Below are 14,590 nucleotides of genomic sequence, written 5' to 3'. Positions count from 1 at the left end.
CAGATAAATATTATGTTTTCTGTGGTTTCTTTTTAGCGGCAGGAAATAAAACATTGTTCAGAATGAGCCTGTAACCCGCTGAGTTGGGGTGCAGGTTCAAATCTGTCGGCGGATCACCTACCGCATGCTGATAATCTTCCGGATCATGACCACCATAAAAGGTAAACTGCCCTTTACCAATTTCTCCATTCAGGTACCGCACCTCTTCCGCACCTTTATTTTCTCCCAATACCGTGATGTTTGGTTTTACTACAGATTTTCGGAAAGCAGTAGTCTGCCCCATAAATCCTTTGATCACCTTTTCATGATTCTGAGTTAACATCGTTGGTACCAGGTCCCATTTTGCAGAAAACTCAAATAAGGTGAAAAAATCATTGCTCTGAACCAACGTTCTGGTTTGAGTAGCATCAATATCTGAAAATTCATAATTATTTGGATTAGTATCGAGTTTAAAATTTTGAAAAGCAAAGGTTTTCTTATAGTCTATTTTTGATTGTGCCTGTGGATCTGCACCATCGCCATCGAACATACTTTCACAAATGTCTACTCCTTCAGCGCTCAATGCAATGTCGTAGCTATCTGTAGCGGAACACATGGCAAATAAGAAGCCTCCGCCAGCACAAAATTCTTTAATTCTTTTGGCTACTGCCAGCTTCATTTCCGATACCTTATTGAAGCCATTTCTTTTCGCGGTTGCCTCTTGGTTTTTGACATCTTCCCGGTACCATCCCGCATTGCGGAAAGAACTCCAGAAACGACCGTATTGCCCTGTAAAATCCTCATGGTGCAAATGCAGCCAATCATAGCCCGCAAGTTTGTCTTTTAAAACCTCATCATCATACACCACATCGTAAGGGATTTCTGCATACCTCAGCACCATTGTAACTGCATCATCCCAGGGAAGCTTGCTTTTTGGTGAATAAACCGCAATTTTTGGTGATTTTTCTAGTTTTACCACCTCCATGTTTACTTCCGGATCACTGATTTCATTGAGGATGGCCGTTACCTTTCCATCTGCCAGTACCTGATAAGAAACGCCGCGGGTTTTACATTCATCTTCGATGTTTTTGTGATACTGGAGCAGAAAACTCCCTCCTCTATAATTCAGTAACCAGCTCACTTCTGCCTTTTGCTGGATGCTCCAGTACGCAATACCATAAGCTTTAAGGTGGTTCTTCTGGTCTTCGTCCATATAAACAAGAATAGATGAGGCCTTTAAGCCGAGGCTAAAAACCATTAAACACAACAGCAGGTATACTTTTTTAAGGGACATACTTTATCGGGGTATATGCGAATGTAATTTTTTATAAACCTATAATAAAATTATTGTACTGAATAAACGTTTATAGACGATAATCAGTATCCATGGCTTTTTTAACTGTAATTAATATTCAGGAGTCATTTCAATTTACTAAATTTGGCATTTACACAAAATTATCATGAGCAAAGCAATAATAAAAACAGATAAAGGTAACATGACTGTTCAGTTTTATGATCAGGATGCACCGAATGCCGTTGCTAACTTTAAGAAATTAGCTTCAGAAGGATTCTATGATGGCGTTACTTTTCACAGGGTAATTCCTAATTTCGTGATTCAAGGTGGTTGTCCAAACTCTAAAGACCCGTCTAAAGCACATTTAGCAGGTACTGGTGGCCCAGGTTACAAAATTGATTGTGAGTTAACTGGCGAAAATCAATACCATGATCGTGGTGTATTATCTATGGCACACGCTGGAAGAAATACTGGAGGTTCTCAATTCTTCGTATGTCACAGCAGAGACAATACTGCTCATTTAGACAGAGTACATACTTGTTTCGGAAAAGTAATAGAAAATGTTGATATTGTTGACGATATCAAACAAGGAGATAAGATTATAGGGATAGAAGTAATTGAAGACTAGTTCTTACTTCTCAAAAACAAAATATTATGAATTTAAGAGGAATCGTTGCAGTATCTGGAAGACCAGGTCTATTTAAACTGGTAGGACAAAATAAAGGCGGATACGTTTTAGAAAGTCTGGATGCACAGAAAGTTAAAATTGTAGCGAACATTACTACAACTAAACTAGCGTCATTAGAAGACATTACCGTATACGGCGAAGATGACGATTTGAAGTTATTAGATGTTTTTGCAAATATCGTTGCCGCTAAAGGAAATGTTCCAGATGCAAAAGCAGATGCAAAAGATTTAAAAGCATTCTTTTTAGAAGTTGCTCCAGGTCATGACCAGGAGAAAGTTTATACTTCTGACATGAAGAAAATTGTTTCTTGGTACCATTTGTTAAAGGAATTGCCACTTTTCAGTGAAGCAGCTCCTGAAGCAGTTGTAGACCAGGATGGTGTTAAAATTGAAGATAAATCGGACAAGAAAGTGAAAGCAAGCCCGAAACCATCTAATACAAAAGCACCAAGTAAAGCAGCTCAGCCAGCTAAAAAAGCGAGCATGACTAGCAAAAAAGGCGTTTAGTCCTTATATTGGACAATATAGGTTATACAAAAGCCGGATCTTTAACAGATCCGGCTTTTTTTATAATCCCTGTCCCTTCCTGAAATAAGTGACAACAAATCATGCAGATGAAAGCATCTGATCAGCGGTCCCCGCGGGAATAAAATACTCTAGTCCAAACCAAATTACAGGTAAAACCAGATCAATAGAAAAGCGATTGCTGAAATGACAATCGCAATGATGTAATTCAGGCGGTCTCTTCTTGGATTGCTCCTGTATTTGTATTTTCTTTTAAAATCACTTGGCAATTGCATAATAACTCCTTTTTATAAATGATGATCAATGTACTGGTTTTCCACAACACAAAGCGATAGATTTATTCGTGGTGATAAGGTTCTCCCTTTAAAATACTAAAAGCGCGGTAAAGCTGCTCAACAAAGAACAGGCGCACCATCTGGTGAGAAAACGTCATGTCTGATAAAGACATACTGCCATTGGCACGTTGGTACACACTTTCATCAAAGCCATAAGGACCACCAATGATGAAAATTAAGTGTTGCACACTGCCAATCATCTGTTTATTCAGGTAATTGGAGAATAATATCGAAGTATATTTCTTCCCTTTCTCATCCATCAGAATGACCGTATCCTGATTACTGATCTGTTTTAAAATCAGTTCTGCTTCTTTGCTTTTCTGCTGTGCTTCAGTCAGGTTTTTCGTGTTTTTTACATCAGGAATCACCACCAGGTTGAAGTTGATATAGTGTTTCAACCTTTTCAAATATTTGTCAATCCCCTCAATCAGGTATTTATCTTCGGTTTTTCCTACAACCAATAATGTAATTTTCATTCGTTTGATATTGTTTATCTACTCTAAATACAATAGTCGCTCTTCTTGATTTTCAGTACAGCAGCCATATATTCATGAGTTGTGATTTTGTTTTTGTCAATAGGGGATGAAGGCTTGAAATCGTGAATAAACACGCTAAACTGATCCTGCTTTCCTTAGTCTATAGTTCTAATCGCTATATTTATCCAATTAGAGAACATCCAAAGATAATGGTAAAAACAAAAGATAGTATTTTAAAGGACTACCAAAATAATATTGCGGCGCAGGAAGCACGGATTTCTGCCCTTAAAAAGAAACTCAATAACATCTCTTTTTCCAGATTAGGGTTGTTTGTTGCGGAAATTCTGATCCTTGCAGCCATCATCAATATGGGCTTTCATCCGATATTAACAGGCTTATTGGTCATTCCATTTGTGTTGTTTTTGATACTGGTAAAAAAGCAAAGTGCGGTTCAGGTAGAGTTAACTTATGCCGGACAACTTTTATGGGTTTATCAGAATGAAGTCAACCAAATACTGACAGGGAAAAATGGTTACAATAGTGGGGTACAATACGAAGATGAACTGCATCCTTATGCCTCAGACCTTGATATTTACGGGCCTGGTTCGTTATACGCTTTCAGTAACCGCTGCAAAACCGAAAGAGGTATGAATTTACTGGCAGAAAACCTGGGTAAACCGAATGATAAAGACACTATACTAGCACGTCAGGAAGCCATCAAAGAATTGACCGGTCATATCGATCAAACTTTTCATTTCCGTGCAGAATTGCAAAGCCACCAACCTGAACACTTGCGGACCATTCAACGCAAACTGGTTCATGATTTACCGGAACAATTGCGTTTTACAGATAAACCATGGCTAAAGTTCTATGTGAAAATTGTCCCTTACTTTTCCATGGTACTTTTTGCTGCCGCCCTGATTTTTGGTGGCGTATTATGGCAGATCCTCGGCTTATTTGCCGCTTTCCATGCTGGACTTACCTTTTTGAATTTACACCACATCAATAAAGTTTATTATGGCTTTACAGGGGGGGCAAACCTATTAACCTCCTTCTCCGGAATCATCAAATGGACAGAAGACGTGGCATGGAACAGCCCTTATATTAGAAATCTGTTTGCCGAAAAAGAAGAGGGACTGGCTGTAAGTGCACAGATCAAACAACTTGCGAAAATTATTCAGGCCTTTGACGCACGTTTAAATGTGATTCTTGGAGGTTTTCTCAATCTATTCTTTCTATGGGACTTGAAATGCTGCATGTACCTGGTGAAATGGCATAACCAATATGCTAAGCCGGTTATGGGTGGATTAACCCGTGTAACTGCATTTGAAGAATTGATTTCCTGCGCCACACTAGCCTATAACCAACCAGAATGGACATACCCGGAACTGGAAGATGATTTTCATTTACAGGTGTTCGGATTAGGACATCCATTGATTCCTCAAAGCGTACGTGTACTGAACGATTTTCAATTGATGGAAAAACCTACTGTAGACATTGTAACAGGCTCTAATATGGCAGGAAAAAGCACTTTCTTAAGAACTGTAGGCATCAATATGGTCCTGGCTTTTGCCGGAACACCAGTTTGCGCGAATAAAATGTCCGTTTCTATTTTTCATCTCCTGTCTTATATGCGCATTAAAGATTCTTTAAATGACCAGACCTCTACCTTTAAAGCAGAACTGAACCGCTTAAAGATGATATTGGATGCCATTAGTAATGCTTCAAATTCACTGGTATTAATTGATGAGATGCTGAGAGGAACCAATAGCCGCGACAAATTTCTCGGCTCTAAAGTGTTTATTGAAAAGTTAATCGAACAAAAAACACCTGCTCTATTTGCAACTCATGATCTGCAGCTGTCCGAAATGATCGCTGATTATCCAAAACAAGTGAGAAACTATCATTTTGACATTCAGATCAATGAAGGGGAAATGAATTTCGATTATAAATTAAAATATGGCCCTTGTACTACTTTCAACGCGGCTTTACTATTAAAGGAGATAGGCTTAACATTAAATTAATAGCTTATCCCCATATTAGCCTTTATTCAGATAAGGATTTCAATTGAACGTAATTTCTGAGGAAGCTCAGGGGGAAATTGAAATCCTTATTTTAACCCTGATTTCATTAGAAATACAGCACCTTAAAGGAGAATTATGATAAAAGCATCAGATTTCGGAACTGATTTTTCCTGGGGAGTCGCTACTGCTGCGGCGCAGATAGAAGGTGCTGCAGATGGATATGGCAAAGGCCCATCGATCTGGGATACCTATTCTCTACGTTCAGGAAAGATCAAAAAAGGACACACCCCGGCCATCGCCTGTGATTTTTATCACCATTACAAAGCAGACATTGAACTGGTTAAATTGCTGGGCTTTTCTATATTTCGCTTTTCTATCTCCTGGCCAAGGATTTTACCTTATGGAGAAGGAATCGTCAATGAAGAAGGCATTCGTTTCTACCATGAAGTGATTGATGAATGCCTGCGTAAGGGCATCATACCTTACATCACCCTATACCATTGGGATCTGCCTGAAGCACTGGAAGCGGAAGGAGGCTGGACGGCCTTTGGCATCAACAGTGCCTTTAATGCTTTTGTCGGCATCTGTGCGAAAACTTACGGAGACAAAGTGAAAAACTGGATTGTGCTCAATGAGCCATTCGGATTCACTTCTTTAGGTTACATGCTGGGCATTCATGCGCCAGGCAAAACCGGACTCACCAATTTCTTCTCTGCGGTGCATCATGCCGCCATTGCACAAGCAGATGGCGGACGAATATTACGCGCAGAAGTCAGTAATGCCAATATCGGTACCAGTTTCTCCTGCTGTGAAGTGATTCCTTATACTCAAAGCGAATCTGATCTGCTGGCCGCGCAGCGCGTAGATTGCCTGATGAACCGTTTGTTTATCGAACCTACCTTAGGAATGGGCTACCCTGGCACAGATTGGGAGGTGATGGAAAAATTCTCTATTCAGCATTCTACCTGGCGCCATACTGAGCGCCTCAGCTTCGACTTTGATTTTATCGGTATTCAGAACTACTTTCCCCTGACGATTAAATACAATGCTTTTATTCCAGTGATCCAGGCCTGGGAAGTAAAGGCGAAAAGTCGTAAAATGCCACATACAGCAATGGGCTGGGAGGTAAATGGGAATGGCTTTTATAACATCATCAAGCAATTTGCCGCTTATCCTAAGGTAAAAAGCCTGATGATCACAGAAAATGGCGCTGCTTATGCGGATAAAGTCGTAAATGGGGCGATACATGATCAGGAAAGGATTGCCTATTTTCAGGAATACCTGACTGCCTTGTTGAAAGCCAAAAATGAAGGACTAAACATCACCGGTTATATGGCCTGGACTCTGCTGGATAATTTTGAATGGGCAGAAGGTTTCAACGCCCGCTTTGGCCTGATACATAATGATTTTAAAACACAAGCCAGAACGATAAAAAACTCCGGTTACTGGTGGCAGCAGTTTTTGTCTTGCTAAAGCCCTTAATTTTTCTTATCTTATTTAGATGGATAAGATCATTGTATTTGAGACTTTTTACAACCCGATTGAAGCAAATATTGTAAAATCAAGGCTATTGGACAGCGGAATGCAGTGTTTCCTGACAGATGAACATACGATAGGTATGAATCCGCTCTATACACAGGCCTTAGGAGGAATCAAGCTGCATATTTTTGAAAGAGACCTGGAGCAAGCCACTGCACTTCTTCAGGAGGAAGGATTTTCTCCTGGCTTTAGCATGACTTCAGATGGGGGGGAAGAAGAGGTACCGGTAAAAGAAGCAGCAACCACCGGCATGGAATGTCCAAATTGCGGATCAAACCACGTCGGCTATGTACAAGCTACTAAAAAACGTTTTGGCATGCTGACTGTCTTTATTTCCTTTATCCTGTTCGTCTATCCATTTCATGTCAATAAAACCTACCATTGTTTCGACTGCGAACATGAGTTTGAAAAATAACAGGATGACCAGATATACTCAGCTCTTAAGAGTACTTATAAAAAAACGGGCTGATCATTTGAAATGACCAGCCCGTTCTATATCAAAGCTCTGAATGAACGGCTATGCGTTTTTCTCTGCTGCTTCTCTACGGATGATGTTTAACGCACCACCTGCTTTGAACCATTCGATTTGCTGAGCATTGTAACTATGGTTTACAACGATCTCCTCTTTAGTGCCGTCAGCATGGTTTAATACCAATGTTAATGGAACGTTAGGGCTGAAAGTTGTCAGGCCAACGATATCAATGGTATCATCTTCCTGAATTTTATCATAATCCTCTTTGTTTGCAAATGTCAAACCAAGCATCCCTTGTTTTTTCAAGTTAGTTTCATGGATACGGGCAAAAGATTTTACCAATACCGCGCGAACACCTAAGTGACGAGGCTCCATTGCCGCGTGCTCACGACTAGATCCTTCACCATAGTTTTCATCACCAACTACAATAGTACCGATACCTGCTGCTTTATAAGCACGTTGAGTTGCTGGAACAGGACCGTATTCGCCTGTCAGTTCATTCTTAACGTTGTCAGTTTTCTCATTGAAGTAGTTCACCGCACCGATCAACATATTGTTAGAGATATTGTCTAAGTGACCACGGAATTTCAACCATGGACCAGCCATAGATATATGATCCGTAGTACATTTTCCTTTTGCTTTGATCAGTAATTTCAAACCTTTAAGGTCTGTACCTTCCCATGCTTTGAATGGATCAAGCAATTGCAGCCTGTGCGAAGTTGGAGAAACCAATACTTGTACCGCGCTGCCATCAGCCGCTGGCTCCTGATAACCTGCATCATCCACGTCAAAACCTCTTGGAGGTAATTCAAATCCTTGTGGTGGATCCAGTTTTACCTGCTCACCATTTGCATTTGTTAAGGTATCTGTTAGTGGGTTAAAGCTCAAATCACCAGCAATAGCCAATGCAGTTACCAATTCTGGAGAACCTACAAAAGCAAAAGTGTTTGGGTTACCATCCGCACGTTTCGCAAAGTTTCTGTTGAAAGAGTGAACAATCGTGTTTTTCTCTTGTTTCTCCGCACCAACTCTGTCCCACATACCAATACATGGTCCGCAGGCATTCGTGAATACTTTAGCACCGATTTTCTCGAATACGTCTAAGAAACCGTCACGTTGAATGGTGAAACGAATCTGCTCAGATCCTGGGTTGATACAGTATTCTGCTTTAGCAGTTAAGCCTTTTTCATCTACTTGTTTCGCAATACTTACTGCACGCGAAATGTCTTCATAAGAAGAGTTCGTACAAGAACCGATCAAACCAACATCAATTTTCATTGGCCATCCGTTTGCTGCAGCTACCTCTTTCATTTTAGAGATTGGCGTAGCCAAATCCGGAGTGAAAGGACCGTTCAAATAAGGCTCAAGCTCTGATAAGTTGATCTCAATAATCTGGTCAAAATATTTTTCCGGCTCTGCATAAACTTCTGCATCACCTGTTAAATGTTCTTTAATTTCATTTGCTGCATCCGCAACATCTGCTCTGTCAGTTGCACGTAAATAACGCTCCATGCTCTCATCGTAACCGAATGTAGAGGTAGTTGCGCCAATTTCAGCACCCATATTACAAATGGTTCCTTTACCAGTACAGCTCATGCTGCTGGCACCTTCACCAAAATATTCTACAATTGCACCAGTACCACCTTTTACAGTAAGGATACCCGCAACTTTAAGGATTACATCTTTCGCAGAAACCCATCCACTCAATTTACCAGTCAATTTAATACCGATTAATTTAGGGAATTTAAGCTCCCATGGTAAGCCTGCCATTACATCACATGCATCAGCACCACCTACACCAATCGCTACCATCCCTAATCCACCTGCATTCACAGTGTGAGAGTCAGTACCGATCATCATACCACCTGGGAAAGCATAGTTTTCTAATACTACCTGGTGAATAATACCTGCACCTGGTTTCCAGAAGCCAATACCATATTTATTTGAAACCGAAGCAAGGAAGTCAAATACTTCTTTACTTTCTGTATTTGCTGCTGGTAAATCTACTTCAGCACCATATTTTGCAGTAATTAAGTGATCGCAATGAACTGTTGATGGAACAGCTACTCTTGGTCTTCCCGCTTGCATAAATTGCAATAAAGCCATTTGTGCAGTAGCATCTTGCATGGCCACACGGTCAGGAGCAAAATCTACATAATCAGTACCTCTTACATAAGAAGTATTTGTATTACCATCCCAAAGGTGGGTGTAAAGAATTTTTTCTGAAAGTGTTAAAGGTCTGCCTACTAATTTACGAGCCGCCTCTACACGGGGGCCAAAGTTTGCATACACCTTTTTGATCATTTCTATATCAAAAGCCATTGATAATATGTGTTAAAAGGGTAAGTATTTTTATTATTTGTAGCGAATTTACGAAAAAAAACAGGTGCAGGCCATCATCTGTGGATCATTATATTATTTATACATATTCTAAATAAAGCAAAGTGATACCAGTAATAGCAGATACTGGTCATTTACGAACAGCACTGTTCAGTAATGAACAGTAAAAAAATACAATCCAGGCCTAAGGTGCAGGAAAACAGTAAAATATCGGGGATTTTATTCTTGGCCTAAGCTTGGCTTATGGCATTTTGAAATTATAAGGTGGCAAACTGATAGCCCTGATCGCTGAAATATTGTAAAGCACGAGGTAAAGTGTATTTTAACCGGTCGAAAGCCTTCAGACTATCATGAAAAACAATAATGGCGCCGTTGCGGGTATGTCTGATCACATTCTCATAACATTTTTCAGGGGCAAGCTGTACGTCGAAATCGCCGCTCAGCACATCCCACATCACGATCTGAAGCTCAGGGAACTCCGCCCGAAGGCCAGCAATCTGTGACTTTTTAATCCTGCCATAAGGCGGGCGAAATAAATTGGTATTGGTGAGCTGCTGACAAGCCCTGAAGTTTTCAAGGTAGGTTTTATCAGCCGTTTTCCAGCCCTTTAAGTGGTTAAAGGTATGATTGCCGATCGCATGCCCATCCGCTTTCAACTGGTCGAAGATCGCAGGGTGCTTTTGAATATTATCGCCAATACAAAAAAAGGTGGCTTTCGCATTAAAGCTTTTTAATGTTTTTAGTGCAAAGTCTGTAACATCCGGTATAGGTCCGTCGTCAAAGGTTAAATAAATGACGCGTTGAGCTCGGGTTTTGTGCCAAACCAGAGATGGGTAATACCATTTCAATAATAACGGAGATTTAACCAGATACATCCCCAAATGTAACAAAATACACTTGGTGTACCTGCGAAATTTGCAAAATCAGTTAGTTGTTTATATTATTATTGTGAAATTAAAATTATGAGAAAGTTTACCAGTTTTAATGCGTTACCCAAGCTCAGCTTAGTTTTGTCATTAGCATTGATTACAGGTTCTGTGCAGCGCTCCAACGCACAAGAAGTGATTACCATTCAGGATGCGATTGATAAAACCTTGAACAATAACCTTCAGGTAAAACAATCTAAATTCAGTGAGAGTCTATCTGACGAAAATTTAAAACAATCTAAAAATGCGTTACTGCCTACTTTAAATAGTAACAGCAGTTACAATATTAACTTCGGACGTAGTGTGGATCCATCCACCAATGCCTTTAACAGCTCCAAATTCTCCTCCCTGAATGCTGGATTATCCGCAGGAGTGAATGTTTTTCAGGGCTTTCAGAAGGTCAATCAGATCAAGCAGAACATGCTGTTACTGAGTGCCGATAAGACCAATACCGAAAAAATTAAAAACGATCTTGTTCTACAAGTCGTAACCAGCTACTTGCAGATTCTTTACAATAAAGACCTGCTAAAAGCAGCGAAAGAACAACAGGCTGTGGCTAAATCACAATTGGATAGAGAACAGCAGCTGTTAGATGTAGGTAATAAAACGCTGGCAGATCTTTCTCAGGCAAAATCCCAGCTGGCAACCGCTGATCTGACAGTGACCAACGCAGTCAATGCATTGAGTATTTCTTACCTGACGCTGGCGCAATTGATGGACGTACCTTCTGCTACACAGTATGAAGTTCAGGCCCCATTGTCCAATCTTGTTACACCTGCCGCTTCCAGCGGTAATGCCGAGGAAATTTACGAGTCTTCTATGAAGCTGTTCCCGGATATCAAACTGGCGGGTTTGCGCGCTGAAGCAGCAAAAAGAGGCATTGAAGTAGCGAAAGGAAATTATTACCCTACTTTATCTTTTGGTGCAGGTTTAAGCACGAACTGGTCGAGTGGCAGAAACCAAATTACACGTACTAATGAAGTGATTGGTGTGTCACCAGTAGGAGTTGTAGAAGGTTCTGGTGCGATTGTAAATACCCCTATCTTTAGAACGCTTAGTGAGAAATATCATTTCGATGATCAGATTCGTGATAACTTTGGTCAATATGTAGGTCTTTCCCTGCAAATTCCAATCTTTAATGGCTTCCAGGCTAGATCAACGGTAAGAAAAGCAAAAATTAACCACCTGCAAAGCCTGGCTGAAGAACAGCTGACAAAAAACAATTTAAATAAAGTGATTTATCAGGCAGTTGCCGATTTAAAAGCTGCAGAAGGCCGTTTAAGCGCAACTACCAATACTTTTATCGCACAAAAAGATGCTTTCCACGTAATTGAGCAGCGTTATGCAGTTGGATTGGTTAATTCTTTAGATTTCAGTACTTCACAGTCCAACATGAATAAAGCAGAGGTCGACATGATACAGGCGAAATACGATTTAATATTCAGGGCTAAAGTAATTGATTACTACCTGGGCAAACAGATCGTTTTTTAAGCCTTCACAAGATCCGATTGATATAAATATATAAACAAAAACAAATGAAACTAAAACCGATACTCATTACACTAGGCATTCTCATTGCTGTAGTCGTTACTTTAAAGCTTACGGGCGTTATTGGTGGTGAGAAGATTGAAAAAGTGACGATTGAAAAAGCTGCGGAACGTGTCGTAACAGAAACGGTAACTGCCAGTGGAAAAGTGCAGCCTGAAACCGAAGTGAAATTAAGTTCTGAGGTTTCCGGTGAGGTGACGGAACTTTTAGTAAAAGAAGGCGATGTGGTTAAAAAAGGCCAGCTGCTGATTAAAGTTCGTCCGGATGTATTGAAATCGGGTTATGACAGAGCCGTAGCCTCTTACAGCTCACAAAGAGCAAGTGTGGCTTCTGCCTTACAGGTGATGAAACAAAACGAAGGTAATTTTGTGAATGCAGAAGCGACTTACAAACGTAATGTAGAACTGTTCAATAAGAAAGTGATTTCTGCTTCGGAGTTTGATGCCGCTAAAGCAGCTTATCTGACCGCAAAAACAAACCTTGCCAGATCTAAAGAAGATTATACAGCGGCTAAATTCCAATTGGAGCAATCCGGAGCAAATGTTCAGGAAGCGAATGCGAACTTAGCAAAAGCAACAATTTACGCTCCAGTGAATGGGGTGATCTCTAAACTATCTGTAGAATTAGGTGACCGTATTTTAGGTACTGCACAGATGGCAGGAACGGAAATCATGAGGATCTCTAACCTGACTACAATGGAAGTAAACGTGGATGTAAATGAGAATGACATCAACAGGGTAAACGTTGGCGACAGTGCTAAAATCGAAGTAGATGCTTTTGCAGATAAAAAATTCAAAGGGATAGTGACAGAAATTGCGAGTTCTTCTAAAGACATTGGTTCTACAACCACTTCTGTGGATCAAGTGACCAATTTCGTAGTGAAAATCAGGATTCTGGCAGATTCATATGAAGGCGTTAAAGGTGGCGCTAAAGACCTTCCTTCTCCATTCAGACCAGGTTTGTCGGCAACGGTAGACATCATGAGTCAGTCGGAAAAAGGCCTGGCCATTCCAATCCAATCGGTATTTACAGAAAGTAAAAAAGCGGATGATAAGCCACAAGGTGATGACCAGAATGCAGACAAGCAAAAAACGAAACTAACCGATAAAACGGTGAAACAATTCGTCTATATTTTTAATGCCGGAACAGTTAAAAAAGTAGAAGTAACTACTGGCATTCAGGACGATCAGTATATCATTATTAAAAGTGGTGTGAAAGCCGGACAAGAAGTAGTATCGGGTCCATACTCCGCCATTCAGAATAAATTGAAAGATGGAATGAAAGTAGAGAAAACTACTAAAGATCAATTGTTTGTCAACCCAGACAAAAAGTAAACTTTTTCAATCCTATTTAAATGAGTAAATTGCCCCGGTTAAAACAATAACCGGGGTTTTTTTATTTAATACTGTATGATACCTAAAGTTGCAATGATTGGTGGGGGTAGTTGGGCTACTGCTATTGTAAAAATGCTTTCAGACAATGAAACACCAAAAGAAATCTATTGGTGGATGCGCAATGAAATCGCCATCGATCACCTTCAAAAATACAAACACAATCCAAATTACCTGAGTTCTGTAGAAATCAGGCTTCCTGATACCCATATCTCCAGTAACATCGTGCGTATCATTCAGCAGTCGGATTACATCATTTTAAATGTTCCTGCTGCGTTTTTAAAAGAAACGCTGAAAGAAGTCACACCGGAACTGTTAAAGGGCAAGAAAATCATCTCCGCCATCAAAGGGATCGTCCCGGATGAAAACCAGATTATCGGCGAATTCCTGCAGCAAAAATACCAGGTACCCCTGAAAGACATTGTGGTGATTAGTGGCCCATGTCATGCAGAAGAAGTGGCACTGGAAAAACTATCTTACCTTACTATTGCCTCTTTAGACGAGGAGTTTGCCGGAGTTTTTGCCGGATTTCTCCGCAACAGATACATTAAAACCAATGTTTCCGACGATATTTTCGGAACGGAATACGCTGCGGTATTGAAAAATATTTATGCTGTAGCCAGTGGAATATGCCATGGTGTAGGCTATGGTGATAATTTCCAGGCCGTATTGATCTCCAATGCCATTCGTGAGATCAAAAGATTTGTGGATGTCGTACACCCCATAGACCGAGACATTAAAGAGTCTGCCTATCTGGGAGATTTACTCGTGACTGCTTATTCTCAGTTTAGCAGGAACCGTACTTTTGGAAACATGGTAGGGAAGGGTTATACCGTGAAATCAGCACAGCTGGAAATGAATATGGTGGCCGAAGGCTATTATGCGGTAAAATGTATGCACCACATCAACCTGAAGTATAAGGTTGATATGCCCATCAGCAGAGCTGTATACGCGATTCTTTATGAACAGCATGCACCACAGCAGGAAATGCAGCTGCTCACCGAACAGCTCAATTAAAAACAATTTCTCAAATCACTTGTTATCAGATCATAAA

The 14,590-nt window shown here is 40.4% G+C and carries 13 protein-coding genes; 8 read left to right on the top strand and 5 right to left on the bottom strand.

The genetic code is table 11. The features are described from left to right. Nucleotides 1–10: 10 nt before the first annotated feature. Nucleotides 11–1,273: a hypothetical protein gene (locus AQ505_RS23410; protein WP_062550400.1), complete on the bottom strand. Its 1,263-nt coding sequence runs from the start codon at nt 1,271–1,273 to the stop codon at nt 11–13. 166 nt (nt 1,274–1,439) lie between these two features. Between AQ505_RS23410 and AQ505_RS23405 the strand changes: the two genes are divergently transcribed. Together AQ505_RS23405 and AQ505_RS23400 are read left to right on the top strand one after the other, a co-directional pair. Next, nucleotides 1,440–1,901 carry a peptidylprolyl isomerase gene (locus tag AQ505_RS23405; protein ID WP_062550399.1) on the top strand — a complete coding sequence of 154 codons (462 nt, stop codon included), beginning with the start codon at nt 1,440–1,442 and terminating at the stop codon, nt 1,899–1,901. 26 nt (nt 1,902–1,927) lie between these two features. Beyond that, complete coding sequence (locus AQ505_RS23400; protein ID WP_062550398.1) at nt 1,928–2,467, top strand: DUF5606 family protein; 540 nt, start codon at nt 1,928–1,930, stop codon at nt 2,465–2,467. A gap of 164 nt (nt 2,468–2,631) precedes the next feature. On the opposite strand, the gene AQ505_RS27155 is transcribed toward AQ505_RS23400, so the two are convergent. Further along, the gene (locus AQ505_RS27155) at nt 2,632–2,760 is read right to left on the bottom strand and encodes a hypothetical protein (protein ID WP_257720569.1); all 129 of its coding nucleotides are present in this window, start codon (nt 2,758–2,760) and stop codon (nt 2,632–2,634) included. Nucleotides 2,761–2,822: 62 nt separating this feature from the next. Then, nucleotides 2,823–3,296, bottom strand: coding sequence for a 23S rRNA (pseudouridine(1915)-N(3))-methyltransferase RlmH (gene rlmH, locus AQ505_RS23395; protein ID WP_062550397.1), 474 nt, complete (start codon nt 3,294–3,296; stop codon nt 2,823–2,825). Nucleotides 3,297–3,505: 209 nt separating this feature from the next. Here rlmH and AQ505_RS23390 point away from each other — a divergent pair, with 209 nt between their 5' ends. The 3 genes from AQ505_RS23390 (at nt 3,506) to AQ505_RS23380 (ending at nt 7,274) form a co-directional block, all read left to right on the top strand. Continuing rightward, entirely contained in the window at nt 3,506–5,320 is a 1,815-nt protein-coding gene (locus tag AQ505_RS23390) for a MutS-related protein (protein ID WP_062550396.1), read from the top strand. 135 nt (nt 5,321–5,455) lie between these two features. Continuing rightward, nucleotides 5,456–6,793 carry a GH1 family beta-glucosidase gene (locus tag AQ505_RS23385; RefSeq protein WP_062550395.1) on the top strand — a complete coding sequence of 446 codons (1,338 nt, stop codon included), beginning with the start codon at nt 5,456–5,458 and terminating at the stop codon, nt 6,791–6,793. A gap of 28 nt (nt 6,794–6,821) precedes the next feature. Next, nucleotides 6,822–7,274 (top strand): putative signal transducing protein, encoded by a 453-nt coding sequence (locus tag AQ505_RS23380; RefSeq protein ID WP_062550394.1) that lies wholly within the window; start codon nt 6,822–6,824, stop codon nt 7,272–7,274. Nucleotides 7,275–7,376: 102 nt separating this feature from the next. Here AQ505_RS23380 and AQ505_RS23375 read toward each other — a convergent pair whose 3' ends face one another. Both AQ505_RS23375 and AQ505_RS23370 read right to left on the bottom strand, forming a co-directional pair. Further along, complete coding sequence (locus AQ505_RS23375; protein WP_062550393.1) at nt 7,377–9,653, bottom strand: aconitate hydratase; 2,277 nt, start codon at nt 9,651–9,653, stop codon at nt 7,377–7,379. A gap of 275 nt (nt 9,654–9,928) precedes the next feature. Then, nucleotides 9,929–10,546, bottom strand: a complete 618-nt coding sequence (locus AQ505_RS23370) for a polysaccharide deacetylase family protein (protein ID WP_062550392.1) — start codon at nt 10,544–10,546, stop codon at nt 9,929–9,931. An 87-nt stretch (nt 10,547–10,633) separates the two neighbouring features. Between AQ505_RS23370 and AQ505_RS23365 the strand changes: the two genes are divergently transcribed. The 3 genes from AQ505_RS23365 to AQ505_RS23355 all read left to right on the top strand — a co-directional run bounded on the left by AQ505_RS23365 (nt 10,634) and on the right by AQ505_RS23355 (nt 14,553). Next, nucleotides 10,634–12,088: a TolC family protein gene (locus AQ505_RS23365; RefSeq protein WP_062550391.1), complete on the top strand. Its 1,455-nt coding sequence runs from the start codon at nt 10,634–10,636 to the stop codon at nt 12,086–12,088. A gap of 44 nt (nt 12,089–12,132) precedes the next feature. Continuing rightward, complete coding sequence (locus AQ505_RS23360) at nt 12,133–13,479, top strand: efflux RND transporter periplasmic adaptor subunit (RefSeq protein ID WP_062550390.1); 1,347 nt, start codon at nt 12,133–12,135, stop codon at nt 13,477–13,479. A 75-nt stretch (nt 13,480–13,554) separates the two neighbouring features. Continuing rightward, on the top strand, nt 13,555–14,553 hold the full coding sequence (locus AQ505_RS23355) for an NAD(P)H-dependent glycerol-3-phosphate dehydrogenase (protein ID WP_062550389.1): 999 nt from the start codon (nt 13,555–13,557) through the stop codon (nt 14,551–14,553). Nucleotides 14,554–14,590 lie beyond the last annotated feature (37 nt).

Origin of the sequence: Pedobacter sp. PACM 27299, assembly GCF_001412655.1 — a bacterium.
Lineage (GTDB): Bacteria > Bacteroidota > Bacteroidia > Sphingobacteriales > Sphingobacteriaceae > Pedobacter.
The sequence above is the reverse complement of the archived record's forward strand: the minus strand, read 5'-3'. Positions and strand labels throughout refer to the sequence as shown.